Source organism: Segatella copri, from assembly GCF_024330485.1.
Taxonomy (GTDB): Bacteria; Bacteroidota; Bacteroidia; order Bacteroidales; family Bacteroidaceae; genus Prevotella; species Prevotella copri_L.
Window position 1 is genome coordinate 68,571 of the sequence record NZ_JANDWX010000011.1, and the last position, 26,874, is coordinate 95,444.

A 26,874-nucleotide genomic window follows, 5' to 3' on the forward strand; every position below is an offset into this window, starting at 1 on the left:
CTCTTCGTTTTCATTTGCATTACTTCTTCTCGAACAATACGTTGCTCAAGTTCTGCAATGCCTGCTTCTTATCTTTCTCTCTGATGAGGAATGAGATGTTGTAGTTAGAACCGCCATAAGAAATCATGCGTACAGGAATGTTCTTCATCGCATCGGTAGCGATGGTCTCGAAGCCAACGTTGCTCCAGTCCAAATCACCTACAACGCAGATGATGCACATATCAGAATCTACAGTTACTGTACCATATTTCTTCAGCTCGTTTACGATGTCGTTAAGATGAGAATCATTATCAATACTCATGCTGACACCCACCTCAGAAGTGGCAATCATATCAATTGGAGTCTGATAGCTCTCGAAGATTTCGAATACCTTGCGTAAGAAACCTGTAGCGAGCAACATGCGGCTACTCTTGATTTTGATGGCTGTGATGTTGTCCTTGGCAGCAACAGCCTTGATCTTGCCGCGTACGATGACATTGTCGATGATTGTACCGTCGGCCTTAGGATCCATGGTGTTCTTCAAGCGTACAGGGATGCCTGCATACTTAGCTGGCTGAACACAGGTAGGGTGGAGAATCTTGGCACCGAAGTAAGCCAACTCAGCAGCCTCCTCGAAGTTCAACTGGCGGACAGCTTCAGTGTGCTCTACGACACGAGGGTCGTTGTTGTGCATTCCGTCGATATCGGTCCAGATCTGAATTTCGTCAGCTGGGAGAGCTGCACCGATAAGAGATGCGGTGTAGTCGCTACCGCCACGCTGCAGATTGTCAACCTCGCCGTATGCGTTGCGGCAGATGAATCCCTGAGTGATGTAAATCTGATAGCCCTGGTTCTGCTCCATGATAGCAGCCAACTTCTCCTTGATGTACTGAGGATCCGGTTCTGCGTTCTTATCAGTGCGCATAAAGTCTAATGCGCTGAGCAATACGGCCTTTACACCCTGTTCCTTCAAGTAGTTTACAACCATGTTGGTGCTCATCATCTCGCCCTGAGCCACGATGCTCTTCTCCTCGAAAGAAGTGAAGAGGTCTTTGGTGAATGAGCGGAGATAGTTGAATTCGCCCTGCAAGAACTCACGAGTCGTATTTTTCATCTCCTCGGTAGAGTAGAGTTCTTCTACATGCTGCATGTATTTCTTCTCCAAGTTGTTGATTACCTCGTTGGCGCCCTCTGGATTCTTCTTGTAAAGATAGTCAGAGATCTCAACGAGAGAGTTTGTTGTACCGCTCATCGCAGACAATACGATGAAAGTTGGTTCACCTGATTCTGTAACCAAAGAGGCTACTCCCTTCATGCGCTCTGGTGAGCCTACAGAAGTACCTCCGAATTTCATTACCTTCATAGTCGTAATTTTATTTAATTATTTTACTTAATTATCTTCTCCATCCTCTGTGAGGTCGATGTGGTTGTACTCGTTGGTTACGTCGTAGAGCACACCTTCCTTACAGCGGTAAACGATGCCTGGGAATTTGTCGAGCATCGGGATGTTATGGGTTGTCATCACAACAGCTGTGCCTTGTTTGGTGATGTCTTTTAGCAGACTCACGATGTTGCTGGCAGTCTCTGGGTCGAGATTGCCTGTAGGCTCATCGGCGATGATGATTTTTGGATTATTGAGAATGGCGCGGGCGATGGCTACACGCTGCTGCTCACCACCTGAGAGCTCATGAGGCATCTTGTCGATTTTATCAATCATGCCTACTTCGTTGAGCACCTCTTCGATACGCTTTTCTCTGTCTTTTTTGTTTTTCCAGCCTGTTGCCTTGAGTACGAATTCAAAGTTCTTGCGAACGGTGCGGTCGTGTAGCAGCTGGAAATCCTGAAAGATGATTCCCAATTCCTTGCGCAGAGCCGGAATCTCCTTTCGCCTGATAGTTTTGAGGTCTCTGCCGAGAATTTCAGCCTTCTCGGTTTCGCCTTCTACAAGGTCTAGTTCGCAATAAAGTGTCTTTAATAGCGAACTTTTACCAGAGCCGACTTTTCCAATAAGGTAGGCGAATTCTCCTTCGTCAATATGGAAATTGATGTTTTGGAGCACGCACTTGTCGGCCTGATATATGCTGACGTTCTGATAATCTATTAACATCTTCTATTTTTTTCTCCTTAATGTTGGTTTATTATTTCATTTCGCCCTTACTCTTGGCAACGCGGCGTTTCTTATCCCATTCCGGATCGTGACGCATCTGAAGTTCTTTCACTACATCTTCTATTCTCAAGCCTTTGCTTGTGAGCAGTACGATGAGGTGATAGAGAAGGTCTGAACTCTCGTAAACGAGTTTCTCGTTGTTTCCGTTTGTGGCTTCGATAATGGTTTCAACAGCTTCTTCTCCAACCTTTTGTGCCATTTTGTTAACGCCTTTCTTGAAGAGGCTGGTAGTGTAGCTTCCCTCTGGCATTTCTTCGTGGCGCTTGTTGATGAAGTCCTGAAGCTCTGAGAGGAAGAGGATTGGGTTGAGTGTATTCTCTTCTGCCCAGCAGGTGTCTGTACCTTTGTGGCAGGTTGGACCATCTGGGTGAACCTTAACCAGCAAGGTGTCGTTATCGCAGTCGTTCTGAATGCTAACGAGATTCAGGAAGTTACCTGATGTTTCACCTTTTGTCCAGAGGCAGTTGCGTGAACGGCTCCAGAATGTTACCTTTTTGGTTGCTATTGTCTTATCGTATGCTTCCTGGTTCATGAAACCAAGCATCAAGACGTTCTTTGTAACTGCGTCTTGGATGATGGCAGGAACCAGTCCGCCTAATTTTTCGAAATCTATTTCCATTTTATCTTGTTTTTATTTTCTTACATTATTATATTCACGTGTCTCAGTATCCTTACGTGTTCTATATTCTCACGTTGATTCCTTCTTCTCTCAGGTATTTCTTGAGGTCAGGAATGGCAATCTCGCCAAAGTGGAACACGCTGGCTGCCAGGGCAGCATCTGCCTTGCCTTGGGTGAAAGCATCGCGGAAATGCTCCATCTTTCCAGCACCTCCTGAGGCGATGATAGGAATGCTTACTTCTTCAGCAAGACGGGCGAGGGCCTCGTTTGCGAATCCCTGTTTCACACCGTCATGATCCATACTGGTAAAGAGAATTTCACCGGCACCCCGGTCGGCCACTTCCTTAGCCCAGTCAAACAATCCTAGTTCCACCCGTTCTCTTCCGCCTTTTACATAACAGTGCCAGCCGTCAGAATCGAGACGTGCATCAATGGCGCATACGCAAACCTGTGAGCCATAATGGTTGGCAATTTCATCGATGAGCTCCGGATGTCGGATGGCAGCACTGTTGATGCTAACCTTGTCAGCTCCTGCGTTGAGCAGGCGGTCAACATCTTTGAGTTCGTTGATTCCACCTCCCACAGTAAATGGGATATTGATTTCGGCAGCCACACGGGTTACCATATCCGTAAAGGTTTTGCGCTCTTCGAAACTCGCTGTAATATCAAGGAATACGAGTTCATCGGCTCCAGCATCGCTATAAGCTTTTCCCAGTTCTACCGGGTCACCAGCGCTGCGAAGGTTTACGAAATTGGTTCCCTTTACCGTCTCGCCGTTCTTTACATCAAGACAAGGAACGATTCGTTTAGCTAATCCTTTGTTACTTTGAACTTTGACCATTGACCATTGAACTTTATGATTACTTAACTCCTAACTATAAACTTTTTGACTGTCAACTATTTAACTATTAACTAGTTTCTTAACATCGATTTTCCCTTCGTAGAAAGCTTTTCCAAATACTACGGCAGGAATTCCTGCAGTTTCCAATGCTTCGATGTCTTCGTTGCAACTCACTCCGCCTGAGGCGATAAGATGCAGTTGAGGATAGGCAGCCATTACTTCTTTGTAGAGTTCTATGGCAGGTCCCTGCAGCGTTCCGTCTTTGCTGATTTCTGTGCAGAGAACATAGCGTACTCCTTTATCGATGTACTTTTTCAGGAAAGGAAGGAGATCTTCAGAAGAATCTTCTTTCCATCCGTTGATAGAAATCTTTCCGTTTCTTACATCGGCTCCCAGAATCAGGCGGTCGGCTCCATACTTGTCTAGCCATTGCATGAAGAGTTCAGGATTGGTGACGGCAATACTGCCCACTGTAACCATGCTTGCTCCCGCAGCAAAAGCTTTCTCAATATCTTCTTCGGTCTTGATTCCGCCACCGAAATCTACCACGAGAGAGGTTTCTGTGGTAATAGCCTTCAACACCGCATCATTTACGATGTGCTTTGACTTGGCTCCATCGAGGTCTACTACATGAAGGCGTTTGAAGCCCATCTGCTCAAACTGTTTTGCAACCTCGGCAGGATTGTCATTGTAAACCTTCTTCTGGTCGTAATCGCCTTTGGTAAGACGAACACACTGGCCATTTATCAAGTCGATAGCTGGAATTAATTCTATCATATTAGTATTTCCTCTTTTATTTTATCTCTAAAAAGTTCTTTAAAATCTGTTCTCCCACTTTTCCGCTCTTTTCCGGATGGAACTGGCAGGTATAGAAATTGTCTTTGTGGAGCGATGCGCTATAAGGAAGAATGTATTCTGCCTTGGCAATGGTCTCCTCGCAGAGTGGCACATAATAACTATGTACGAAATAGGAGTAGGGATGAAGCAGCGCATCAGCGGTAGACTTGTCTGAGTCAGAATCCATTCTGTTTCCGAACCCCTTATAAAGGTCAGTCTTCAAATCATAGATTTCATTCCAGCCCATAGCAGGCACCTTGTCTTCGTGTTTCTGAGGCTGGAATCGCTTTACATCTACATCAAAGATTCCGATGCAATCTACGTCACCTTCTTCCGAATGGCGGCACAAGAGTTGCTGTCCTACACAAATGCCCAGGACGGGTTGCTTCAAGTTCTTGATTACTTGATCAAGCTGATGAGCCTTCAGATATTCCATTGCTTCTCTTGCCTGGCCTTGTCCAGGGAAGAGAACGCGGTCAGCCTTCTGGAGCATTTCTGCATCATCTGTAAGTACAGGTTCGATGCCTAAACGCTTCATGGCGTTGACTACGGAATAGATATTTCCGGCATTATATTTTACGATTGCTACATCCATAACCTAACGTAATTCATTTCTATTTCTTATATTCCGATGCAAAGGTACACATTTTCTTTTAATTTAAAGAAAATAAAAGCAAAAAGATTACGAAATATAGTAGATTTCTTTCAGAAAGTTAGAAATATGGCGGGATTTTACGTTTTCGTTAAGTGAAAAAGGAGCAATTGGATGTAAACCAACATCTAATTGCTCCTTTTGAAGTGTTTATTTTGATAATCGAAACTTCTTAGTTTTCTTCTTCACTGTCTGCTGTGCGGAGAATGATAGAAGTTGCTCCGATGGTGAACAGGGTTCCGTCTTCGATAACGCGGCGTTCTCTGTCGCCCAGAATTTCATTGTCAACGAAAGTTCCTGTATAACTTGGTCCATCACGGAGTACGTATTTCAATTTGCCTTTCTTGTCGCGGCTAACATTGATTACGCAATGGTTCATGTCAACGCTTGGGTCTACGGTTTCGATAGGGCAGTTGATTCCGCTGTTCTTCATGTAGCGGCCGATGATGTTGTCGCCTAACTGCAGCGGGATGACCTGTTTGTAAGCGAATACGTTCTCGATGACAACGATAGAACCGTATCCCTTCTCGTTGGCATTCTCGTCAAGTTTTTCCTCCTTGCGAGTTTCGCGGAGCTTGGAAACTCCCATTCGGATGCCAAACTGCTTATTGCAATTAGGACAAACGAAAACGAGACTCTGACCTGCCTGATACTTGGTCTCATCGAAGGTGATAAAATTATCGCATTTAGGACAACGTACTCTTTTCATATTCTTTTTCTTACTTTTCTGTCTTTATTATAATAATGTGTTGTAGAAGTTTCCGATACTCCTTGCTCTTTGTTCTAGCTATAAACTATAAACTCTTAACTATCAACTATTCTTTCACTTTCGTAATCCAGCCGTCAGTAAAAGCATCATAGTTGTGTAAACGGTTGAGAGCAGTATAAGCTTCGCCCTCGGTAGAGTATGTTCCGTATATAACTTTCACATTATTATCCGTAATCAACACCCTAGCTTCCTTGAATCCTTTGTTCTGGAGGAGTTCAGCATAGCAGGCTGCATTGCGCTTGGTAACACGACTTGCCAAAACGATGCTGTAGTAAGAAGAAGCTGTTTGCAATTCGTTGTCCTGAGCCATGTTGACAGACTTGGCAGGAATGCTCTCTTCTGCCTGTGATTCTGTACTAAGAACCAGTTCTTGAGGTTGAGCAACTTTATTGATCTCCTTAGGCATGATGCGGTTCAACATACCTGTGTCAATTTGGCTCTTCTGAACGGTTGGGGGTCCCAATGGAGAAGAGTAGGTGAAGAATGCAATGAGAGCGATGCAGGCTGCTGCAATATTGCGCAACCAGCTCTTCTTGATGCTGATGAATTCGGCATTTGATTCTTCTTCTTCTTCGTTAACGAACACAGAATTGTTGACAGAGAGTCTACTCTCCATCTTCTGGTTACTATCCTGATTCTTGACTTCGCTTTCTGTACGATTGTTTTCTACTGTCTTTGCTGGCATTTCAATGATTGAAGCAGCAGAATCTTCAGTCTTCTGAACCTCTTCTGCAGAAATCTGTGCGAGTGGGAGCATGTTTAAGCCGCCCAAACCATACAACTCAGGAGTAAGAATGCCCGCCTCGCATGGTTCGAAGGTATAATTTCCGTCTTCGTTCAATATGATGGTGCCAATATCATTCAGTTCAAATTTTCCTGAATTCTCCAGAGTCTGACGCATCTCTGTCACCTCATCAGCAATGCGGTTCAAAGCTTCCGGATAGCTGATGTCGTATGCTTCAACATACGAAAGTGCAAGGAGAGAATCGTTCATCTGGAGCTGTGGGTTAAAGCCAATAGTTCTCAGCGGTGGCAAAAACATGCTGTCTCTGCCATCGTAACGCGCATCTACATGATGAGCCATGAAGCCACCAAATCCTGGGACAATCACGCAATCGTTGCTCAAAAGTAGGATCTCTATATGTCTTTCTAGTCTATTCACGTTTGCAAAGGTAGTGATTTTTTCGGAAATGACCAACAGAAAATAGAGAAAATTTTCGATGAAATCATAAAAAGTCTAATTTGTTTTGTCGTTTCGGGAAAAAGTATTACCTTTGTGCCTAAAATAAATAAGGTATAAATCAATGAAATATACAGAGACAGAAATTGAAGGAGTCTGGCTGATAGAACCTCGGGTATTTGATGATGCTCGCGGCTATTTCTTTGAAGCATGGAAGCAGGCTGACTTTGATGCTCACGTTGGAGGGCATGTGGAGTTTGTGCAAGACAATGAATCTATGTCGGCTCGTGGTGTGCTCAGAGGTTTGCATTATCAGAAAGGTGAATTCTCGCAGGCTAAGTTGGTGCGTGTCATCAAAGGCCGCGTGCTGGATGTAGCTGTTGACTTGAGAAAGGGCAGTAAGACTTTCGGTAAATATGTAATGGTTGAACTGAGTGGAGAGAACAAACGACAGTTTTTCATTCCTCGCGGTTTTGCCCATGGTTTCCTGGTACTGAGTGACGAAGCCATCTTTACTTATAAAGTAGATAATGTTTATGCTCCTGATTACGAAGCCGGTATTCATTGGGATGATCCTACTATCGGAATAAAATGGCCTATTGAAGGAGTTGAGGTGCTTACGTCAGAAAAAGACAGAACCAAAGCAAAGTCTTTCGATGAGGCTGATTATTTCGAGTAGAATTGGCATCAGCTTTTACCGATTAATTTATTTAAAGAACTCATCATGAAAAAGATAGTTAATTTATGGCTGCTCAGTTGTATCTTGACTCTTGTTGCTTGTGGGCAGAAGGCCGAAAAGCAACAGGAAGTGAAGGAAGATACTGCGGCTAAGAAGATGTTGCAAGGCATTTGGCTGAACGATGACGATGAGGATGATGTGGCGTTCCGCGTAAAAGGCGATACGATTTATTATCCTGATTCAACCAGTCAGCCTGTCTACTTCTACATTGCTGGCGATACGCTTGTAATGAAGGGTGCTAATATTGCAAAATATCCGATCGTAAAACAGGCTGAGCATATTTTCCAGTTTAAAGTGCAGAATGGGGATGTGGTTAAGCTGGTGAAGACGGAAGATAAGTCTTATTTGCAGCAGTTCATCCACAACCATGCTTCCGTGGCGCTGAATCAGAATACGCTGATTAAACGTGATACGGTGGTTGTAAGGGGCGATGAGAAATATCATCTCTACGTACAGGTTAACCCAACAAGTTATAAGGTCTACAAGAGTTCTTATAATGATGATGGTGTTGAGGTAGACAATGTTTATTATGATAATATTGTGAACTTGCATGTTTATCATGGTGCCAACTGTCTGTTCTCTCGTGATTTTCATAAGAAGGATTTCGATAAGCAGGTTCCTGCTTCTTTCTTGGACCAGTCTATATTGAGCGACATCGTATTCAATAAGATAGATGAATCTGGCATTCATTATCTTGCTGTTCTGGCAATGCCTGACAGCAGTTTGAGTTATCAGGTTGAGGTTATCATTTCCTTTGAAGGAAAAATGAGAATGCGGGTTAAGAGCTAAAAAAGAAATAAAAAAGTCGCCCTGAAAGGGAAAGCATTGGATGTAAGATGCTTTTGTCCTTTCAGGGCGATTCTTTTTTATGTGCTTATCCTGGAGGGATAGCTTGGTGGCTCAACTTTTAATTGAAGAATCCCAGCAAAGCTCCGGCTGCAACGGCAGAACCGATGACTCCCGCAACGTTTGGTCCCATGGCGTGCATGAGAAGGAAATTGTGGCGGTCGTATTCCAGACCTAGGTTGTTGGAGATGCGTGCACTCATTGGTACGGCACTCACTCCGGCGTTTCCGATAAGTGGGTTCAGTTTCTTGCCTTTTGGCAAGAAGAGATTCATCAGCTTGACGAATAAGATTCCGCTTGCCGATGCGATGATGAAAGCAAGAGCACCGAGAGCAAAGATTTTGATGGTGTTTAATGTCAGAAACTCTGAAGCCTGGGTAGAACAGCCTACGGTCAGGCCGAGGAGGATAACGACAATATCATTCAAGCTGCTGCTTGCAGTCTTGGCGAGTCGGGTTGTCTTTCCACTCTCTTTCAGAAGATTTCCGAAGAACAGCATTCCTAATAATGGCAAACCGGATGGAACGATGAAGGTGGTGAGAAGCAGACCGATGATAGGGAAGAGAATCTTTTCGGTCTGTGAAACCTGACGTGCCGGTTTCATCTTGATGACGCGCTCTTTCTTGGTTGTAAGCAGTCGCATCAAAGGTGGTTGGATTACAGGCACCAGTGCCATGTAAGAGTAGGCGCAAACCGCAATGGCTCCCATGAGGTTCGGACTCAGTTTGCTGCTCAGGAAGATGGCGGTTGGTCCGTCTGCTCCTCCGATAATGGCAATGCCGGCTGCCTGGTTAGGTTCGAATCCCAGAGCCAGTGCAATCATGTAGGCGCCGAAGATTCCAAATTGGGCAGCGGCTCCAATCAGGATGAGCTTCGGGTTGGAAATGAGCGCAGAGAAGTCGGTCATGGCTCCAATGCCCAGGAATACGAGTGGCGGGTACCAGCCCTGTTTCACTCCCTGGTAGAAGATGTTCAGAACGGAGTTGTCTTCGTATAAACCTATTTCGAGTCCTGCATCGGCACGGAATGGAATGTTGCCAAGAATGATTCCCAATCCGATAGGAACCAGGAGCAGCGGCTCAAAATCTTTCTTGATGGCGAGCCAGATAAAGAGTGCTCCCACCAGTATCATGATGAGGTTTCCTGCCGAGGCGTTGGCAAAGCCCGTAAAGGTAAGAAACTCATTGAAGTTTTGTATGATGAAATCCATAATTTACTTTGAACTTTGAAAGTTAGACATTGATTTACTTTGAACTTTGAAAGTTGAACATTGAACTTTATGATTAGTCTTTTGATTGGAAGAGTAATCTTTAGCTTTTTGTCTAAACAGCTTATTACGCGATCGTAACAAGCGTGTCTCCTTCCATTACTGCGTCTCCCTTGTTCACGTTGATGCTGGTAATGGTTCCCGAAGTTTCTGCATCGATGTTGTTCTGCATCTTCATGGCTTCGAGAACGACAACAGTATCGCCTGTGTTCACCTTGTCACCGACTTTCACCTTGATTTCGTTGATAGTGCCAGGCAGAGGGGCTACCACTGGCTTGCCTGCAGCAGGAGTTGCCTGTTTGCTTGATGAAGCAGAATCAGAACTTGCTGCAGAACTTGAACCTGCAGCAGAACCTGCGCTTGCAACAGAGCTGGCAGAAATGTTGTTTTGTCCATCAGTTAACTTTACTTTCTGCTTACTGCTCTTAACCGGCTGTTTCATTTCCACTTCGAATGGAATTCCATTCACGGTTACATTGGCGATATTGCCTTCAATATCCTGTATTTCAACGACGTAATCTACGCCTTTAACCTTATATTCGTACTTTGCCATAGTTTCTATATTTTAACGTTGTTATTGTTGTTGTTGAATTTCGGAGCATTCCATCTGGTCTGTTTTGGCTTGATGGTGATAATGCCTGGTTCTACATCGTGAACATCTTCCAGATATTCCTGTAGTGCAAGGGAGATGACTGCCATGTAAATCTCCTTATCAATACCCTTGGTTTCTAAACCATCTTTCAGAATCACGTTGGTCTTATGACTGAGGTCTTGAGTAACCTCGATGGTCTTCTTTCCTGTCTTATATAATAAGGTGGCGTGCTTCTCAGTAGCACGGGCGATGCGCTGTTTATGTTTCATGTAGGCTCCGAAAACCCAGAACACGATGAAGAGGAGAGCAAGGCAGGCAAATACGATTCCCATTGAAAGTACGGCGATTCCTATTCCGTATGGGTCGCTTTTCTTCAATTGCTGGGCTTTACTCAAACCTGTGTTTTGAGGCAGATAGCCTGGAGTTACTGATCCGGCAATGGCTTTCTCCCATGTCTTGAAGTCCTTACTCAGTTCAAAACTCTCATCGGCAGCCAACACTGGTACGCTTACGGAGTCTATCAGGTCAACGGCATTTCCGTCATAGAGTGCTATCCAGTTGGGCATCTTTTCCTGTAGAATAAGATTGAGATGAAAAGGTCCCGAGTTGGAAGAATTCTTTGCCTTCCAATGTTGTCCGTTCCTGCCATCCTGGTACCAGGAACTGCTGTCGAAGATAACGATGCTCTTCTTGCCTCCCAGTGTGGTTCGTGGTTCATTGTTAGGCAATGGGCACATCAGCTGTCGGCGAGCTTCAGGCGACATTTTCTTGTCGAGAACCCTTCGGTCGGTGGTTAGGAACATACCACGCACATTATACGTGGTAAAGGAGGAATTGCTCAATTCCACCCATGGTTTGTGCTGCCCGTACTCATCTACAAGATTGGTACGGTTGTCGGTCATCACCTCCGTAATACGGATACTTTTGGCTCCTTGACTCCAAGCGGGCAAGGACGTGATGACTAGCATGGTTATCAGAAATCCCAATTTCTTCATACGCTTACTAACGTTTATAGGGTTATTGTTTCATATTTCGAAAAAATCTGCATCATATAGGAACGATAGCTGTTCCTAGTAGATTCATTAGGTTTGTTTCTTGTGCTCAAAGGTACGAAGAATTTCTGAAAAGACAACAAAAAAGGTGCACAAATTTTTGTCTTTGTGCACCTCTTTTATAATTTATAACTATTTCCAGTTGTTTTGTTAACTTTTGTAAGTCTTACGCTCCGCAGAAGAACAGCACCACTATCTGGGCTGTAAAGATACGGAGGAACATGCTCAATGGATAAACCGTAGAGTATCCTACAGCTGGAGCCTCCTTTGAGCAAGAAGCATTTGCATAAGCCAATGCAGGAGGGTCTGTGTAAGTACCGGCGAGCATACCCATGATGGTGAAGTAGTTGAATTTAAACTTCAGCCGGGCAATCGTACCGATGATGAGGATAGGAATAACGGTGATGAGGAAACCACATCCCACATATTTCAAACCGTCACCCTGTACTACTGTGTCCCAGAATCCGGCACCAGCCTTGATTCCCACACTCGCCAGGAAGAGTACAAGTCCTATTTCTCGCAGCATCATATTAGCCGAAGTCGTCGTATAAGTTACCAGCTTCATGCGATAGCCGAAACGGCCGATGAGGATGGCGATGATAAGCGGACCTCCAGCAATACCCAACTTCAAAGGCACCGGCATTCCCGGAATGGCAAATGGGAGAGAACCGAAGATAATACCTACCATAATGCCTACGAAGATAGTGGCAATGTTAGGCGCATCGAGGCGCTTTACAGAGTTACCCATGATTTCAGCCACACGGTTCACATTCTCTTCAGGACCTACAACCAGAATCTTATCACCTACGTGGAAGTGGTGGTTTCTGCCTGCAAAAATGTCCATTCCCTGACGGGAAATACGGGTTACGTTAACGCCGTATACGCTGGAGAAGTGCATCTTACCCAAGGTCTTACCGTTCATTTCCGGACGGGTAACGATGATACGGCGAGAAACAAAGTGCTGTACTTCATCCTTCTCGCGGTCCCATTCAGCTTCAACCTCTGGTCCGATAAAAGCCTTGATGGCTTCAGCATCAGCCTCTGCACATACAACGAGCAATTCGTCTCCAACCTCAAACTTAGTCTTGCTGTTAGGAATGCTCACCTCGCCATTGTGGAGCAGTCGTGAACATACAATGTCACGGTTCAAGAATTCTGAAACTTCTCTCAGCGTTCTGCCTGTAATATAAGCATTTTCCACGCGTAAGTGCATGTTGTGGGCCTTAGCGTGTGGGTTTGCAGCATCTTCTTCGTTAAGCTGTTCTTCCTCATCAGCAGTATTAATCTTACAGATGTACTTGATAAGGATAGTAGCACCGATAATGCCCACCACACCAAGAGGATAAGCACAAGCATAACCATTGGCAATACTTGGAGCACCATTAGGGAAGACGCTGAGCAAAGCCTCGTTGGCAGCACCAAGACCCGGAGTATTGGTAACCGCACCATAGAGAGTACCTACCATCATAGGCAAGTTGTTAGGGTTGCTCGTATCAAAGAAGAGATAATAGCAACCAAACATCACGAGGATGTTGAGCAGAATAGCGCTAGCCGAAAGCATGTTGAGCGTAACACCACCTTTCTTGAAACTCTCGAAGAAGCCAGGTCCTACCTGGAGACCAATCATGAAGACGAAGAGGATCAAGCCGAAGTCTTGCACGAATGTGAGAATTTCCTTTGGACCGGTGAAGCCAACGTGGCCAGCCAAAATACCTGCGAAGAGAACGAAGGTGACACCTAACGAAATGCCGCCAATCTTTATTTTTCCGAGGTAAACACCAATAGCTATCACGATAGCGTAGAGTAGGGCGATGTGAGCCACCGACTCGGTATTGGTGAAGAGATTAACAATCCAATCCATGTATTCGTTTTAAAATCAGAAAATTATATTCCTTGTAGTTTACCAAATAATTTTAGAATTTATGTTTTCTGTTGCTTGTTTTAATTGAAAGATACAGTTCTGTTTATAGAGAGAATCTGTAGATTATTAGGGATTCAGTTAAAACTGAAAATTGGAGGACATCACATAGGATGCCCTCCAACCTATTTTTTCTTGTAAAAAATCAAGCCCTTTTTGCAAATGGCTTTCTTTTTGACATGAGATTACTTCTCGATAGCTGCTACACCTGGCAATACCTTACCCTCGATAGCCTCGAGGAGAGCACCACCACCTGTAGAGATGTAAGATACCTGATCAGCCAAACCGAACTTGTTGATACAAGCTACAGAGTCACCACCACCGATGAGTGAGAATGCACCTTCCTTAGTAGCCTCAGCGATTGCGTCAGCAATAGCCTTAGAACCACCAGCGAAGTTGTCGAACTCGAATACACCTGCAGGACCGTTCCAGAGGATAGTCTTGGCACCCTTGATGGCAGCTGCGAAAGCCTTGCGAGTCTCAGGACCTGCGTCCATACCCTCCCAACCGTCAGGGATGTTGTTAGATGGGCAAACCTGAGTATTGCAATCGTTCTTGAAGTCGTCACCGCAGATAGAGTCTGTGCCGAGTACGAGGTTTACACCGTTCTCCTTAGCCTTCTTGATTACGTCGAGAGCAACGTCAAGCTTGTCATCCTCGCAGATAGACATACCGATCTTGCCGCCGAGAGCCTTAGAGAATGTATAAGTCATACCACCGCAGAGAATCAGGTTGTCAACCTTAGTCAACAGGTTCTCGATGATACCGATCTTAGTAGAAACCTTAGAACCACCCATGATAGCTGTGAATGGGCGCTTGATGTTGCCGAGAACTGCGTCAACAGCCTTAACTTCCTTCTCCATCAAGAAGCCGAGCATCTTGTGATCCTTGTCGAAAGAATCAGCGATGACAGCTGTAGAAGCGTGCTTGCGGTGAGCTGTACCGAATGCGTCCATTACATATACGTCAGCGTAAGAAGCCAACTTGGCAGCGAACTTCTTCTGACGCTCCTTCATCTCAGCCTTTGCAGCATCGAATTCTGGAGTACCCTTCTCTACGCCAACTGGCTTGCCTTCCTCTTCTGGATAGAAGCGGAGGTTCTCGAGCAAGAGAGCCTCACCTGGCTTCAAGGCAGCTGCCTCAGCATCAGCGTTACCGCAGTCCTTAGCGAACTTAACGTCTACGCCGAGAGCGTCTGATACGTTCTTAACAATCTGAGAGAGAGAAAGCTCTGGTTTAACCTTGCCCTTTGGCTTACCCATGTGGCTCATCATGATGAGCGCACCGCCGTCTGCAAGTACCTTCTTCAATGTAGGAAGGGCACCGCGGATACGAGTGTCGTCTGTTACATTACCATTTTCATCCAATGGCACGTTGAAGTCAACGCGCACGATTGCCTTGTGACCGGCAAAGTTAAAATCTTCAATTTTCATTTTACCTAAATTTTATTTAGTTTATGTACTAATTTATTGTTCTAAACCTTTCTGCTGGTTTCAAAAACCGAAGGCAAAGATACAAATTATATTTGAATCAGCAAAATATAGTAGCGGTTTTTATGATTTTTAGTAGATGAAATCGTCTGTTTGCTATATCGGGTTTGCAAAATTCGTGTTTTGCGCTTCCTTCTGCCTGATTTGTTAAACAAAATGGAGAGAAATGAAATATATTCTTAACAAATTACTTTTTTTTTGGATTTTTCGATAATAAATAGTACCTTTGTGCGCAGTTAAAACGTTATTACATATAAATGAGATAAAATGGCGAAAGATAAGATTGCTTTTGTGTGCAGCAATTGCGGACAGGAAAGTGCCAAATGGATGGGCAAATGTCCTAGCTGCGGACAATGGAATACATTTAAGGAAATTCGTATTGCTGCCGATTCCGGATCGCAGGCTGCGAAGAATGCCGGAATGACCATGCGTCATGGTGGGGCTGCCACGATGTTTGGCGGGCAGCACAGCGAGCATGACGCTGCGCCGATGAAGCTTCGCGATATTTCTGCGATTGATGAACCGCGCATCGATATGAGGGACGAGGAGCTGAATCGTGTGCTGGGTGGCGGAATGGTTCCTGGCAGCATTACGCTCCTGGGCGGTGAACCGGGAATCGGTAAGAGTACGCTCACCTTGCAGACTATTCTGAACATGACTGACCGCCGCATCCTGTATGTGAGCGGAGAGGAAAGTGCTCATCAGATTAAACTCCGTGCCGACCGATTGGCTAAAGGACAGGCGATGCTCAGAGAGGGTTCTTCTGCGGACACACAGAAAACGGTTTCTCTTTCATCAGAAGGAGCCTTTGATCATATTACGGTTCTCTGCGAAACGCAGTTGGAGAAAATCTTCAGTCATATTCAGGAAGTGGCTCCACAGCTGATAGTTATAGATTCTATCCAAACTGTTGCTACGGAAGAAGTAGACAGTTCGCCGGGTTCTGTTTCCCAAGTTCGCGAGTGTGCAGCCTCCCTGCTCCGATTTGCCAAGACGAGTGGTATTCCGGTTATTCTGATAGGACATATTAATAAGGAGGGAACGCTTGCCGGCCCAAAGATTCTGGAACACATCGTAGATACGGTGATTCAGTTTGAGGGCGACCAGCATTATATGTACCGCATCTTGAGAAGCATCAAAAACCGATTCGGAAGTACTTCTGAGTTGGGAATTTACGAGATGATGCAAGGCGGACTTCGACAGGTGAGCAATCCTTCAGAGTTGCTGCTTACTGAAGATCATGACGGGCTTTCGGGTGTTGCCATCAGCGCAGCCATCGAGGGTGTTCGTCCGTTCCTGGTAGAGACGCAGGCTTTGGTTTCAACAGCAGCCTATGGAACTCCGCAGCGTTCGGCAACGGGTTTTGACCAACGCCGTTTGAACATGCTCCTGGCGGTTCTAGAGAAACGTGTGGGGTTCAAGCTGATGCAGAAGGACGTGTTCCTGAATATTGCCGGAGGATTGAGAGTAACCGATCCAGCCATGGACTTGAGTGTGTTGGCAGCCGTATTGAGCAGCAATGTTGACACGCCTATCGAGCAAGGCTGGTGTATGGCAGGCGAGGTAGGTCTGAGCGGTGAAGTCCGTCCGGTGAGCCGCATCGAGCAGCGTATTGCTGAGGCTGAAAAACTGGGATTCCAGCACATTATCATCCCGAAATACAACAATCATGGTTTCGACCATAAGAAATATAAGATAGAAATTCATCCCGTAAGGAAGGTGGAAGAAGCATTCCGCTGCCTGTTCGGGTGAAGTAAAAAGTAATCATACAGTTCAAAGTTAAAAATTCAAAGTAAAATGAAGGATTCAGTAATCATTGTGAGCGGCGGCATGGATAGCATCACGCTGCTCTACGATAAGAAAGACGAGATTGCACTCGGCATTAGTTTTAACTATGGAAGTAATCATAACGAGCGTGAAATTCCTTTCGCCAAGATGCATTGTGAGCGTTTGGGAATCAAGCATATTACGATAGATTTGGGGTTCATGCATCAGTATTTCAAGAGTTCTCTTCTTGAAGGTGCCGATGCGATTCCTGAAGGTCATTATGCTGCTGATAATATGAAGAGTACGGTGGTTCCTTTCCGTAATGGAATCATGCTGAGCATTGCCATCGGCATTGCTGAGAGTAATAATCTGAAGAAAGTTTTCATCGCGAACCATGGTGGCGATCATACGATTTACCCAGACTGCCGTCCGGAGTTTATCAAGGCGATAGATGAGGCTGCTGAAGCAGGAACGTTCGTCGATGTGCGCGTGGTGGCTCCTTATACGAATATTACCAAAGGGCAGATTGCTGAGATAGGTAAGAAGTTGGGCATTGACTATGCTGAAACCTGGAGCTGCTATAAGGGCGGAGAGAAGCATTGTGGCAAATGCGGAACCTGCGTAGAGCGTAAGGAGGCTTTGGCCGAGGCGGGTATTGAGGATACTACTGAGTATGAAGAATAAGGATGGCGACGAACCAGGCGTTCTTCGTTCCCTATATATAATAAGGTGTAATCAGAATAAATATAATAAAAGAAAAATGAAAACAGCGATTTTATCTGCGGCGTTGATGCTTGCATCAACTGTTGCGATGGCTCAGAAGAGCAACTTCCAGTTGAAGGTGGATTTGAAGAATTTCAATTCCGATTCTGTACTTGTTTACAAGGGCAGAAATGTTAAGATGGATACGGTTTTGGTGAAGAATGGCAAGTTTACCTATTCTGCAAACCTTGATAAGGCAGCCGGATACGTTTTCCTCTCACCTGAAGCTTATCGTGGCGCAGGTCAGTTTATGTTCAATCTGCCTTGTGTTCCTGGCGAGAAGGCTGAAGTTAAGGGCGATGCAAAGACCCGCTTCGATATTTCGGGTTCTAAGTTCTATCAGCAGTATCATGAAGTAGATGTTCTGCTGGAGAATGCTAATAAGGAGTTGAGAGATTACGAAGCTTCCCTGAACCAGAGAATCAAGAATGGTGAGACCCAGCAGACCATCATGGCTGAATATGAGCAGAAGGCTCCTGCCCTGCAAAAGGCAAAGGACGATAAGATTTTCGATTTCGTAAAACAGCATCCTGATTATGAGGCTTGTGCTACTATCATAGAGCAGTTTGATGATGTCAGCAAGATGGAGAAACTGCTGGGCTTGCTCTCTGAGAATGTAAAGAACGGCAGAATGAAGGCTTTCTACCAGCCAATGATTGATATGGCTAAGAAGCGTGCTGAGGCTGAGGAGAAGGCAAAGAAGATGCAGGCTGCCGGTGTTGAGGCTCCTGACTTCACGCTGAAGGATATTAAAGGAAATGATTTCAAGCTTTCCAGCCTTCGCGGTAAGATTGTAGTTCTCGATTTCTGGGGTTCATGGTGCGGATGGTGCATCAAGGGAATGCCTAAGATGAAGGAGTATTACGAGAAGTACAAGGGTAAGTTTGAAATTCTTGGTGTAGATTGTAATGATACAGAGGCTAAGTGGAAGGCTGCTGTTGAGAAGCACCAGTTGCCATGGATTCATGTTTACAATCCGAAGGACAGCAAGGTTCTCAGCGATTACGCTGTTCAGGGTTTCCCTACAAAGATTGTGATTGATGCTAATGGTAAGATTATCAAGACCATCGTTGGCGAGGATCCTGCTTTCTACACTTTGCTTGATGAAGTGTTGGGCAAGTAATGTTACATAAAACAATGTCGCCCTGTAAGTGCAAAATTATATTTGCTCTTACAGGGCGATTTTTTGTTTGTTCAGTATTTTACTTCTTTTTCTTTTTCAATTCCAGTTTCGGAATCTTGATTTTCTGTCCGGCCTTTACGGTGCTTGTACCATTCAGGGCTTCTACGTAGCATTCCATGCCAGAACCTAAATAGCGGGTGCTGATCTGTTCGAGGGTCTGACCGGCGCCAACCGTAACGGTTTGGGCAACTCCTATGATTCGGTAAGCTCCCGTGCGTACGCGAGCATCCTTGTCATACTGGGATGATGCTATTTTCGAAGTAGCCTTTTCTTCGGCTTTATCTTTAGCCTTTTCTTTCGCTTCAGCCTTAGCTTTTGCTTCAGCCTGCTTAGCTTTTTCAGCGCTAGCACTTTCCTCATCCGATTTTTCAGCCAGTTTTACTGCTTCTGCAGTTTTAGCCATACGGATGCTGTCTTCCATCGCTTTCTGGCGGAGTTTCTGTTCCTGAGAGAGTGGGGCGGCAGCTGGTTTGGCTGGGACTTTCTTGGCTGGAGCCTGGTGATACTGGTTTAGCTGCATGGCTAGATGATCGCGCTGGGCAGTCATCTGACCATAGTTGAAGGCAAACCATCCCATTCCGCCAATCAAAGCTACTACGATGAGACAGACTGCAACAACCAGATAGCGAGGAATAACAATATGATGAGAATTGGGAGATTCTTCTTCCTCCTCTTCTTCTTCAGATTCATCTGATGCAGGTACTGCAGGTTCAACAACTGCTTTCAGGGCTTGCTGTTGCTGGGCTAATTCAAGCTTCTCTTGCTCCAGTCTTTCCTGCTCCAGCCTTTCCTGCTCCAGCCTTTCCTGCTCCAGCCTTTCCTGTTCCAGTCTTTCCTGTTCCAGTCTTTCTTGTTCCAGTCTTTCCTGCTCTTGCTTTTCTTTTTCAAGCTTTTCTTTCTGTATTCTTTCCTGCTCCAGTTGGGCTTGTTTTAATCTTTCCAGTTTAGCTTGTTCAATAGCAATTTGCTTTGCCAGTTCGTCTTCGGCTTCTTTTTCTTTTTCCTTTTCAGATCCGATTACGACAACCTCCGGATTTGGAGTTGCAGTTTTTTCTTCGTCCAGAAAATCGATTACTTGTGCAGGAGCATCTTCTGTCTGTTCTTCTCCAAACTTCTCATCTATTTCATCGAAATCTACGCCGTCATTTACCACCACCGTTTCAAATTGGGCGAATGGCTTGTTCACGATTTCTTTCAGGATGTTGTCAGGCGTGAAGGTGAGTTTGTCTCTGCCTTCAATGGTGAAGCGCTCGCCCGTGTTCACATTGATGCTTTCACGGTCTTTCGTGGCCTGTACCTTAAAGGTGCCCAGCCATTTTATCTTCACCTGCTTGTCGGCATCTAGTCCCTGGTTGCACACATCAAACATCTTCCGGATGAAGAGTTCTGCTTCCACCTGGCTCAGCCCGCTTTTATCTGCAAGCAGTTTTCCGAGTGTATTTAAACTGAATTTGCTCATTGCTCATCCCCTCCATTCTTTAGTTTTTCCTTGACCGAAGCAACCGGTCGGAAACCCAACACCAACTTAGGCGGCACCAGCTGGCGCTTCTTGGTAGTAGGATTAACCACCACTCGCTCCATGCGCTTCTTCACTTCGAAGGTGCCAAAATTGGGGATAGAGACAGCTTCTCCATCCTCAAACTCGGCAATCATAGCGTCTATCGCCTTGCGCACCAACTTTTGGGTGTCTTCCTGCGAATAGCCGGTTTGCTGAGCCAGTTCAGCGATGTATTCCTTATTGTTCATATTTATTTAATATGTAGTCAATTTTTCTAAAACTCCAGGCTATGGGAGAGAGAAAGATTATTTCACCACCTTGCCATAGAGGTCAAACTCTTCGCTTGCAGTAATTTCTACCTGGTAGAAACAGCCCACGCGCAGACGCTTCTCATCGGCACGGATCAGAACCTCAGGGTCTACTTCCGGAGAGCAGAACTCTGTTCGTCCGATGTAGTAATCGCCTTCCTTGCGGTCGATGATAACGGTCATGGTTTTGCCCACCTTATCTGCCTCAATCTCAGAGCTGATGTCTTGCTGCAGAATCATCAGTTCGTCCAGCCGGCGCTGTTTTACTTCGGCAGGCACATTGTCTTCGTAGTGGGTGGCGCTGTAGGTTCCTTCTTCCTCAGAGTAGGCAAAGGCGCCCATGCGCTCAAATCTCTGTTCGCGTACGAAGTCGAGGAGCTCGTGGAAATCCTCATCTGTCTCGCCTGGGAAACCAACCATCAGCGTAGTGCGGATGTGAATGCCTGGCACGCGTTCGCGGATAGCCTTCAACAGATTGATGGTTTCCTGCTTCGTTACGTGGCGATGCATGCTGGTGAGCATGTGGTCGCTGATGTGCTGGAGGGCAATGTCGAGATATTTGCATACGTTTGGCTTCTCGCGCATCACGTCCAGAAGATCCATAGGAAACTGGTTTGGATAAGCGTAATGCAGGCGAATCCATTTCACGCCCGGAATATCAGCCATCTCGCTGATGAGTTCGGTAATATGATGCTTGCCGTCAATATCTACGCCGTAGTAGGTGAGTTCCTGAGCGATAATCTGAAACTCCTTTACGCCTTCAGCTACCAGTTCGCGCACCTCCTGCAGAATCTCTTCCTTCGGACGGGAAACGTGCTTGCCGGTGATGATAGGAATGGCGCAGTAGGCACAGTGGCGGTTGCAGCCCTCAGCTATCTTGATGTAGGCATAATGGCGCGGTGTGGTGAGATGACGCTGGCCGTTGCAGGATGAAACTTCCGCCTTGCCGAGTTCCTGCAGAAGCTGCTTGTAGTTGAATTTGCCGTAGAACTTATCCACTTCGGGCATTTCTTCTTCCAGTTCCTTCTGGTAGCGCTGCGAGAGGCAGCCCATTACGTAGAGCTTTCTGAGTCGGCCTTCTTCCTTAGCCTGGATAAACTCCAGGATGGTGTCTATGCTTTCCTGCTTTGCATCCTCGATGAATCCGCACGTATTGATGACGGCTATCTCGCCCTGAGGGCGCTTGGAATCGTGAACACAATGGTAGCCGTTTGCCTCAAACTGCTTCATCAGCAACTCGCTGTCTACGAGATTCTTCGAGCAGCCCAGGGTAATAATATCTATCTGATTTTTCTTCATTTTCTAATTTTTAAAGAGCGAGTCTACGAATTCTGTCTTGTTGAAGAGCTGCAGATCTTCCATACCTTCGCCCAGTCCGATGTATTTTACAGGCACCTTGAGCTGGTCGCTGATGCCGATGACAACGCCGCCCTTAGCGGTTCCGTCGAGCTTGGTGATGGCGAGCGAGGAGATGTTGGTTACTGCAGAGAACTGCTTAGCCTGCTCGAATGCATTCTGCCCGGTACTTCCGTCGAGCACGAGCATTACCTCGTCTGGTGCCTCAGGCATTACCTTCTTCATCACTTCCTTTATTTTCTTGAGCTCATTCATCAGGTTCACCTTGTTGTGCAGTCGGCCTGCCGTATCGATGAGCACCACGTCGGCGCCGTTTGCCTTGGCGCTCTGCAGGGTGTCGAACGCCACGCTTGCCGGGTCGCTTCCCATCTGCTGTTTCACTACAGGCACACCCACGCGCTCGCCCCAGATGCAAATCTGCTCTACGGCAGCGGCACGGAAGGTGTCGGCAGCTCCCAGAACAACCTTCTTGCCAGCCTTCTTAAACTGGTAAGCCAGCTTGCCGATGGTGGTTGTCTTGCCCACGCCGTTTACGCCTACTACGAGGATAACGTAAGGCTTATGGTCGGCAGGGAGATCCCAGTCTGCCAGGTCATCGCTGTGATTCTCGGAGAGGAGAATGGCGATTTCCTCGCGCAGAATGCGGTTGAGCTCGCTGGTTGAAACATATTTATCGCGGGCCACACGTTCTTCGATGCGGCGGATAATCTTGACCGTGGTTTCTACACCTACATCTGAGGTGATGAGTACCTCTTCGAGATCGTCGAGCACATCATCATCGACGGTAGACTTTCCGGCAACGGCGCGCGCCAGTTTGCCGAACACACTCTCCTTGGTTTTTTCAAGTCCCTTATCGAGAGTTTCTTTCTTTTTGTTGCTGAATAATCCGAATAATCCCATAATCTTGTTTTTTATCTTCTGCAAAGATACTCATTTTTTTTTATTTTATGGCTTTTTCACTTGCTTTTTCGCCCTTTTCAAGAAAAAAAGTAAAGATTTAGAGGGTTTTATGTCATGACAGAAGGGTTTTCGCCGATATTGTGGGTTAATAAGGTTTAATAAATAATGTTGTCAGATACAAAAACAATTCGCCCTGCAAAGGGACAGAAGCGGTTTGGCTTCTGGACCCTTGCAGGGCGTTCTGTTTATTTCTTCATCATTTCCTTTACGGCTCTTTCGAGCTGGGTATCATGGCCATTGATGAAATCTTCCGGACTGTTGTAAACCTCGATGTCTGGGTTCAGCTGGGTGTTCTCGCCGAACACGCCACGCATGTCGCGGCAGCCTACCTGAGGAATACCGAATACCAGCGTGTTGTCCATCAGCGTTTCCCACCATACGGCTGTCATGGTTCCTGCTACAGGAGCACCAATCAGCTTGCCGATTCCGAGTTCCTTGTAAACCCATGGGAAACCATGACCATTGCTGTAATCATTCTCGCAGATCATGACGCAAGATGGCTTCACCCATTTGTTGAACGGATCGCGGCCAACGACCTTGCCGTGAGGCACAAACTCCTGATACTGCTTGCCGTTGAGCAGGGTGCAGAGATCATCGTGCAACCAGCCGCCACCATTATGGCGCTCGTCTACGATTACAGCGTCTCTGTTTCGGTTCTTGTCGCTCAGCAGTTCGCTGTAAACGGTGCGGAAACTCTCCGAATCCATCGCCTTAACGTGAACATAAGCGATGCGTCCGCCCGAAATGCTGTCAACGAAAGCGCGGTTGCGGTCTACCCATCGCTTGTAGAGCAGGTTGTTGAGTTTGCCCTGAGAGATAGCCTTCACCGTAACCTCCATCTTCTTGCCCTTGGCGTTTCTGATGCCGAGTCGTACATTCTTGCCAACCTTTCCGTCTAGCAATGGGAAGTAGTCCATTCCAGCTTTAATCTCCTCGCCGTCGATGCTCTCGATGATGCTGCCGGCTGTAACGCCCGTATTCTTCACATCGAAAGGACCACGCTTGATAATCTCCTGAATCTTCAGGCCGTCGCCCTGATACTGAGGGTCGAAGAAGACACCCAGATTGGCGGTGGTAAGCGCGCTGTTCGAAGCGTAGTAGCGGGCTCCTGTATGCGAAGCGTTCAGCTCGCCAAGCATTTCGCTCAACATCTCCTGGAAGTCGAAATTGTTGTTGATGTAAGGCAGGAACTTCTCATAGGTCTTGCGGTAACCTTCCCAGTCAACACCATGAATCTTAGGGTCGTAGAACTTGTCTTTCACCTGTCGCCATACGTGGTCGAAGAGATACTGGCGCTCCTCGGCTGGCTTATAGTTGAAGTTAGCCTCAAAGCTGATGTTCTTGGTGCTGAATCCGCTCAGATCCACCTTCTTGATGCTGCTTCCGTTGCAGATAAAGAGGTTCTTCACATCCTTGTCTGTCTGCAGGTTGCCCTGGCCTACGCCCTTCATCACGAGCTTGGTAGAGCCGTCCTTCAGGTCGTGCTGCCAGAGGTCGTAATCATCCTCGAAGGCTGCCTGGTAGTAGAGTTTGTCGCCGTCTTTAGAGAGGACAGCATCGCCCATGTGCGAAGAGTTTGCGGTGAGGCGTACGATTCTGTCGCGGCAGTTTTCGATGTCCAGCTCCAGTGGCTTCACTTTTTCCACCTCTATCTTTCCGGTCTTCTTCTGCTTTTCGTCAGCCTTCTTTTTGGCCTCTTCCTTCTTTTCGTCTTCCTTCTTTTCCTTTTCGTCCTTGTTGGCGTCAGCCAGTTCTATTTCTTCCTTGCTCATGTTGAAGCGGTTGTAGGCGTCCAGGTCGAAGAACATGATGTAGGCGTCGTCTTCAGCTCCCCAGCTTCCATGACTGCGGTAGCCGGCTCTGTCGCTCTGGAAGAGCATTGCCTTGCCGTCGAGCACCCATTTGCCGTTGCTGTCGCTGTAGCCGGAATTGGTCAGGTTGTGAACCTCTTTGCCGTCAGCCTTTACCAGCGCAATATCCTGGTTGTTCCAGCCGCCGTTGCCGATATAGGTTGAAAGGAGCCATTTGCTGTCTGGTGACCATTCGAAAGCGATGTCTCCATCGCTGTAAGAGTAGACGTATTTGCCATCGAGCACGGTGCGGATTTCCTTCGATTTCAGATTGACGATGCGGAGTGCAGCGCGGTCTTCGAAGAAAGCCACTTCCTTGCCGTCAGGAGAGTATTGAGGATACTGCGATGTAATGCCTGTTTTCACCAGCTGCTCTTCCTCGATATCGGTAGCGTAGGTGAAGTTCTTTTCTTTCTCGTTCTTGATCTTAGACAGGTAAATCTGCCATACGCCGTTGCGCTCGGCTGCATAGACCAGGGCTCTGCCGTCTGGCGAGAAGCTCAGGTCGCGCTCCTGCTGCGGTGTGTCGGTAATGCGCTTGGTAGTGGTGTATTCCACAGAAGTTACGTATACGTCGCCATGCATCACGAAAGCTACTTCCTTGGCGTCTGGCGAAACGGAAATCTCTGTTGCTCCCCAACTTTTAATCTGACGTACGAGGCTTGGAGCATCGTTATCTGTTGTAATGGAGATGTTCACCTTCTGAGGCTCTCCACCTTCTTTCACGGTATAGATTTCGCCATCATATCCGTAGCAGAGCAGGTCGGCGCTGGATGCAGTGAGGAATCTTACCGGATTGCCTTTGTGGTGGGTAATCTGCTTGTCGCTTGAACTGTTGAGGCTGCGGCGGTAGATATTGAATGTGCCGTCCTGTTCGCTCAGATAGAAGAATGATTTCTCGTCTGATGTCCATACTGGCGAGCGGTCTTCGCCGGCAAAGGTAGTCTGCTTGGCAAACTTTCCGTTACTCTTCAGCCAGATGTCGCGTGCGATAGGTGATTTCTGGTGTTTGCGCCAAGGGTCTTCGTATCCCTTTTTGTCGTGGTAGAGAATGTCGCCGTTCTTGGCGATGCTGATATTCTCCATGGTGAGGGTAGAGAAGAGTTCCGGTCTTCCGCCCTTGGTGCTTACCTTATATACTTGTGGAAATGTGTTGTCGCCGAAGATGATGCTCTGGGCTGTAGGCTGCAGACTGGCTGAGTAGAGCACATGGTCGTTGTCAGCAAAGGCGATAGGTGTTTCGCTGCCGCTGTTGGTAGTGAGTCGGGTAGGAGCACCGCCTTTTGCATCGATTACGAAGATGTCGAGACTTCCTTCGCGGTTAGACTGAAAGGCAATTTTCTTGCTGTCAGGGCTCCATACAGGATGCGAATCGAAGGCTGCATGGGTTGTGAGCTGTCGTGATTCACCGCCGTTGACAGAAACACTGTAGAGGTCGCCCTTATAAGCGAAGGCAATAGTTGTGCCATCGGGCGAGATGGCAGGGTAGCGCATCCAGAGCGGATGGTCTTCTGCGCTGGCAGAGAGTGCTGCCGAGAACAGAGCTACCGAAAAGATTAACTTTTTCATTTGCGTATGTTTTATGTTTCAATATGCGTTATAAAAATCTCTTTTTCTTTAGGAGCTAGAATGCTGTTCTTGCTTCGTACGGATGCAAAGGTAGTTATTTTTTGCGATATTTAAGCATAAAAAAAGAAAAAAGTGAGAAAAAGTTTGGTGTATTCAAAAAATATATGTACCTTTGCAGCCGCAAATAAGAAAAGTGGCTGATTGCGTTATTGGTTAGCTGTTTTGCGATTTGAAAAGTGTTGGTTCCGTAGCTCAGTTGGATTAGAGCAACAGCCTTCTAAGCTGTGGGTCTTGGGTTCGAACCCCAACGGAATCACAAAATAGGCAAAATGAAACTTATTTGTACAAAAATAGCGTGAGAGAACAATAGTAGTAAGTTACTTATTCATAGGTACTTATCTCTGTTGTTCTTTTTTTGTTTTTAAATATATTTTATCACTTATTCCTCTTTTATGTACTCTTTTTGTAAATAGCTGTTAATCAATATGTTATGAATTTGACGTGTTGAGAAATCATCCATGTGTGTTACAAATGTGTTATCAAAAAGCGCTAATGTCGGCTCTCGAATAAACACTACCATGTGAAGTGATAACGTTTTACAGCCGCCCGGCGCAAGTCCATAGGAGGTGATCATCGTGATAAGTACCTCGGTGCCTGTTTCCCTGATGATAAT

23 protein-coding genes and 1 tRNA gene are annotated in these 26,874 nt (G+C 46.3%); 6 read left to right on the forward strand and 18 right to left on the reverse strand.

The genetic code is table 11. The annotated features are described in order from the left end of the window. Positions 1-19: 19 nt before the first annotated feature. The 8 genes from NNC77_RS08165 to NNC77_RS08200 all read right to left on the reverse strand — a co-directional run bounded on the left by NNC77_RS08165 (position 20) and on the right by NNC77_RS08200 (position 6,990). Positions 20-1,342 carry an aspartate kinase gene (locus NNC77_RS08165; RefSeq protein ID WP_117586361.1) on the reverse strand — a complete coding sequence of 441 codons (1,323 nt, stop codon included), beginning with the start codon at positions 1,340-1,342 and terminating at the stop codon, positions 20-22. Between the two features lie 27 nt (positions 1,343-1,369). Further along, complete coding sequence (locus NNC77_RS08170; protein ID WP_022121797.1) at positions 1,370-2,086, reverse strand: cell division ATP-binding protein FtsE; 717 nt, start codon at positions 2,084-2,086, stop codon at positions 1,370-1,372. 31 nt (positions 2,087-2,117) lie between these two features. Next, positions 2,118-2,765, reverse strand: coding sequence for a bifunctional phosphoribosyl-AMP cyclohydrolase/phosphoribosyl-ATP diphosphatase HisIE (gene hisIE / locus NNC77_RS08175; RefSeq protein WP_117728361.1), 648 nt, complete (start codon positions 2,763-2,765; stop codon positions 2,118-2,120). Positions 2,766-2,826: 61 nt separating this feature from the next. Continuing rightward, positions 2,827-3,606 (reverse strand): imidazole glycerol phosphate synthase subunit HisF, encoded by a 780-nt coding sequence (hisF, locus tag NNC77_RS08180; protein WP_118140298.1) that lies wholly within the window; start codon positions 3,604-3,606, stop codon positions 2,827-2,829. Positions 3,607-3,666: 60 nt separating this feature from the next. Next, the gene (hisA, locus tag NNC77_RS08185) at positions 3,667-4,383 is read right to left on the reverse strand and encodes a 1-(5-phosphoribosyl)-5-[(5-phosphoribosylamino)methylideneamino]imidazole-4-carboxamide isomerase (RefSeq protein ID WP_117728359.1); all 717 of its coding nucleotides are present in this window, start codon (positions 4,381-4,383) and stop codon (positions 3,667-3,669) included. 16 nt (positions 4,384-4,399) lie between these two features. Beyond that, positions 4,400-5,038 (reverse strand): imidazole glycerol phosphate synthase subunit HisH, encoded by a 639-nt coding sequence (hisH, locus tag NNC77_RS08190; protein WP_117586359.1) that lies wholly within the window; start codon positions 5,036-5,038, stop codon positions 4,400-4,402. Positions 5,039-5,267: 229 nt separating this feature from the next. Beyond that, positions 5,268-5,804, reverse strand: a complete 537-nt coding sequence (locus NNC77_RS08195; protein ID WP_006846465.1) for an FHA domain-containing protein — start codon at positions 5,802-5,804, stop codon at positions 5,268-5,270. A 106-nt stretch (positions 5,805-5,910) separates the two neighbouring features. Next, entirely contained in the window at positions 5,911-6,990 is a 1,080-nt protein-coding gene (locus NNC77_RS08200) for an SPOR domain-containing protein (RefSeq protein WP_437183279.1), read from the reverse strand. A gap of 178 nt (positions 6,991-7,168) precedes the next feature. On the opposite strand from NNC77_RS08200, the gene rfbC reads away from it, so the two are divergent. Together rfbC and NNC77_RS08210 are read left to right on the forward strand one after the other, a co-directional pair. Beyond that, positions 7,169-7,723 (forward strand): dTDP-4-dehydrorhamnose 3,5-epimerase, encoded by a 555-nt coding sequence (gene rfbC, locus NNC77_RS08205; RefSeq protein WP_254970366.1) that lies wholly within the window; start codon positions 7,169-7,171, stop codon positions 7,721-7,723. A 45-nt stretch (positions 7,724-7,768) separates the two neighbouring features. Next, entirely contained in the window at positions 7,769-8,572 is an 804-nt protein-coding gene (locus tag NNC77_RS08210) for a DUF4738 domain-containing protein (RefSeq protein ID WP_117586356.1), read from the forward strand. A gap of 118 nt (positions 8,573-8,690) precedes the next feature. On the opposite strand, the gene NNC77_RS08215 is transcribed toward NNC77_RS08210, so the two are convergent. The 5 genes from NNC77_RS08215 to NNC77_RS08235 all read right to left on the reverse strand — a co-directional run bounded on the left by NNC77_RS08215 (position 8,691) and on the right by NNC77_RS08235 (position 14,891). Beyond that, entirely contained in the window at positions 8,691-9,839 is a 1,149-nt protein-coding gene (locus NNC77_RS08215; protein WP_022121790.1) for a sodium ion-translocating decarboxylase subunit beta, read from the reverse strand. Positions 9,840-9,963: 124 nt separating this feature from the next. Next, entirely contained in the window at positions 9,964-10,449 is a 486-nt protein-coding gene (locus NNC77_RS08220; protein ID WP_022121789.1) for an acetyl-CoA carboxylase biotin carboxyl carrier protein subunit, read from the reverse strand. A gap of 5 nt (positions 10,450-10,454) precedes the next feature. Continuing rightward, positions 10,455-11,483: an OadG family protein gene (locus NNC77_RS08225; RefSeq protein ID WP_117728351.1), complete on the reverse strand. Its 1,029-nt coding sequence runs from the start codon at positions 11,481-11,483 to the stop codon at positions 10,455-10,457. 223 nt (positions 11,484-11,706) lie between these two features. After that, the gene (locus tag NNC77_RS08230; protein ID WP_117693730.1) at positions 11,707-13,401 is read right to left on the reverse strand and encodes a putative transporter; all 1,695 of its coding nucleotides are present in this window, start codon (positions 13,399-13,401) and stop codon (positions 11,707-11,709) included. Positions 13,402-13,643: 242 nt separating this feature from the next. After that, a complete protein-coding gene (locus tag NNC77_RS08235; protein WP_022121786.1) occupies positions 13,644-14,891 on the reverse strand; it encodes a phosphoglycerate kinase in 1,248 nt (415 codons plus the stop codon). A 324-nt stretch (positions 14,892-15,215) separates the two neighbouring features. On the opposite strand from NNC77_RS08235, the gene radA reads away from it, so the two are divergent. The 3 genes from radA to NNC77_RS08250 all read left to right on the forward strand — a co-directional run bounded on the left by radA (position 15,216) and on the right by NNC77_RS08250 (position 18,600). Beyond that, positions 15,216-16,700, forward strand: coding sequence for a DNA repair protein RadA (radA, locus tag NNC77_RS08240; RefSeq protein WP_254970365.1), 1,485 nt, complete (start codon positions 15,216-15,218; stop codon positions 16,698-16,700). Positions 16,701-16,745: 45 nt separating this feature from the next. Beyond that, entirely contained in the window at positions 16,746-17,399 is a 654-nt protein-coding gene (queC, locus tag NNC77_RS08245) for a 7-cyano-7-deazaguanine synthase QueC (RefSeq protein ID WP_022121784.1), read from the forward strand. A 76-nt stretch (positions 17,400-17,475) separates the two neighbouring features. Further along, positions 17,476-18,600, forward strand: coding sequence for a redoxin domain-containing protein (locus tag NNC77_RS08250; protein ID WP_254970364.1), 1,125 nt, complete (start codon positions 17,476-17,478; stop codon positions 18,598-18,600). A 79-nt stretch (positions 18,601-18,679) separates the two neighbouring features. Here NNC77_RS08250 and NNC77_RS08255 read toward each other — a convergent pair whose 3' ends face one another. The 5 genes from NNC77_RS08255 to NNC77_RS08275 all read right to left on the reverse strand — a co-directional run bounded on the left by NNC77_RS08255 (position 18,680) and on the right by NNC77_RS08275 (position 26,201). Beyond that, positions 18,680-20,119, reverse strand: a complete 1,440-nt coding sequence (locus NNC77_RS08255; RefSeq protein WP_254970363.1) for an HU family DNA-binding protein — start codon at positions 20,117-20,119, stop codon at positions 18,680-18,682. Further along, positions 20,116-20,406: an HU family DNA-binding protein gene (locus tag NNC77_RS08260; RefSeq protein ID WP_006846479.1), complete on the reverse strand. Its 291-nt coding sequence runs from the start codon at positions 20,404-20,406 to the stop codon at positions 20,116-20,118. Before NNC77_RS08260 ends, NNC77_RS08255 begins: the two co-directional genes overlap by 4 nt. Positions 20,407-20,463: 57 nt before the next feature. Next, positions 20,464-21,765, reverse strand: a complete 1,302-nt coding sequence (rimO, locus tag NNC77_RS08265; protein ID WP_022121781.1) for a 30S ribosomal protein S12 methylthiotransferase RimO — start codon at positions 21,763-21,765, stop codon at positions 20,464-20,466. Positions 21,766-21,768: 3 nt separating this feature from the next. Then, positions 21,769-22,722 (reverse strand): signal recognition particle-docking protein FtsY, encoded by a 954-nt coding sequence (gene ftsY / locus NNC77_RS08270; protein WP_117728375.1) that lies wholly within the window; start codon positions 22,720-22,722, stop codon positions 21,769-21,771. A gap of 245 nt (positions 22,723-22,967) precedes the next feature. Further along, the gene (locus tag NNC77_RS08275) at positions 22,968-26,201 is read right to left on the reverse strand and encodes a S41 family peptidase (RefSeq protein ID WP_254970362.1); all 3,234 of its coding nucleotides are present in this window, start codon (positions 26,199-26,201) and stop codon (positions 22,968-22,970) included. Between the two features lie 241 nt (positions 26,202-26,442). On the opposite strand from NNC77_RS08275, the gene NNC77_RS08280 reads away from it, so the two are divergent. Then, positions 26,443-26,517 (forward strand) — tRNA-Arg (locus NNC77_RS08280). Positions 26,518-26,874: the final 357 nt, after the last annotated feature.

What these genes read in the sequence shown, in the direction of transcription:
- NNC77_RS08165 (WP_117586361.1), bottom strand. Translation starts at nt 1,342, where the DNA reads ATGAAGGTAATGAAATTCGGAGGTACTTCTGTAGGCTCACCAGAGCGC.
- NNC77_RS08170 (WP_022121797.1), bottom strand. Translation starts at nt 2,086, where the DNA reads ATGTTAATAGATTATCAGAACGTCAGCATATATCAGGCCGACAAGTGC.
- hisIE (WP_117728361.1), bottom strand. Translation starts at nt 2,765, where the DNA reads ATGGAAATAGATTTCGAAAAATTAGGCGGACTGGTTCCTGCCATCATC.
- hisF (WP_118140298.1), bottom strand. Translation starts at nt 3,606, where the DNA reads ATGGTCAAAGTTCAAAGTAACAAAGGATTAGCTAAACGAATCGTTCCT.
- hisA (WP_117728359.1), bottom strand. Translation starts at nt 4,383, where the DNA reads ATGATAGAATTAATTCCAGCTATCGACTTGATAAATGGCCAGTGTGTT.
- hisH (WP_117586359.1), bottom strand. Translation starts at nt 5,038, where the DNA reads ATGGATGTAGCAATCGTAAAATATAATGCCGGAAATATCTATTCCGTA.
- NNC77_RS08195 (WP_006846465.1), bottom strand. Translation starts at nt 5,804, where the DNA reads ATGAAAAGAGTACGTTGTCCTAAATGCGATAATTTTATCACCTTCGAT.
- rfbC (WP_254970366.1), top strand. Translation starts at nt 7,169, where the DNA reads ATGAAATATACAGAGACAGAAATTGAAGGAGTCTGGCTGATAGAACCT.
- NNC77_RS08210 (WP_117586356.1), top strand. Translation starts at nt 7,769, where the DNA reads ATGAAAAAGATAGTTAATTTATGGCTGCTCAGTTGTATCTTGACTCTT.
- NNC77_RS08215 (WP_022121790.1), bottom strand. Translation starts at nt 9,839, where the DNA reads ATGGATTTCATCATACAAAACTTCAATGAGTTTCTTACCTTTACGGGC.
- NNC77_RS08220 (WP_022121789.1), bottom strand. Translation starts at nt 10,449, where the DNA reads ATGGCAAAGTACGAATATAAGGTTAAAGGCGTAGATTACGTCGTTGAA.
- NNC77_RS08225 (WP_117728351.1), bottom strand. Translation starts at nt 11,483, where the DNA reads ATGAAGAAATTGGGATTTCTGATAACCATGCTAGTCATCACGTCCTTG.
- NNC77_RS08230 (WP_117693730.1), bottom strand. Translation starts at nt 13,401, where the DNA reads ATGGATTGGATTGTTAATCTCTTCACCAATACCGAGTCGGTGGCTCAC.
- NNC77_RS08235 (WP_022121786.1), bottom strand. Translation starts at nt 14,891, where the DNA reads ATGAAAATTGAAGATTTTAACTTTGCCGGTCACAAGGCAATCGTGCGC.
- radA (WP_254970365.1), top strand. Translation starts at nt 15,216, where the DNA reads ATGGCGAAAGATAAGATTGCTTTTGTGTGCAGCAATTGCGGACAGGAA.
- queC (WP_022121784.1), top strand. Translation starts at nt 16,746, where the DNA reads ATGAAGGATTCAGTAATCATTGTGAGCGGCGGCATGGATAGCATCACG.
- NNC77_RS08250 (WP_254970364.1), top strand. Translation starts at nt 17,476, where the DNA reads ATGAAAACAGCGATTTTATCTGCGGCGTTGATGCTTGCATCAACTGTT.
- NNC77_RS08255 (WP_254970363.1), bottom strand. Translation starts at nt 20,119, where the DNA reads ATGAGCAAATTCAGTTTAAATACACTCGGAAAACTGCTTGCAGATAAA.
- NNC77_RS08260 (WP_006846479.1), bottom strand. Translation starts at nt 20,406, where the DNA reads ATGAACAATAAGGAATACATCGCTGAACTGGCTCAGCAAACCGGCTAT.
- rimO (WP_022121781.1), bottom strand. Translation starts at nt 21,765, where the DNA reads ATGAAGAAAAATCAGATAGATATTATTACCCTGGGCTGCTCGAAGAAT.
- ftsY (WP_117728375.1), bottom strand. Translation starts at nt 22,722, where the DNA reads ATGGGATTATTCGGATTATTCAGCAACAAAAAGAAAGAAACTCTCGAT.
- NNC77_RS08275 (WP_254970362.1), bottom strand. Translation starts at nt 26,201, where the DNA reads ATGAAAAAGTTAATCTTTTCGGTAGCTCTGTTCTCGGCAGCACTCTCT.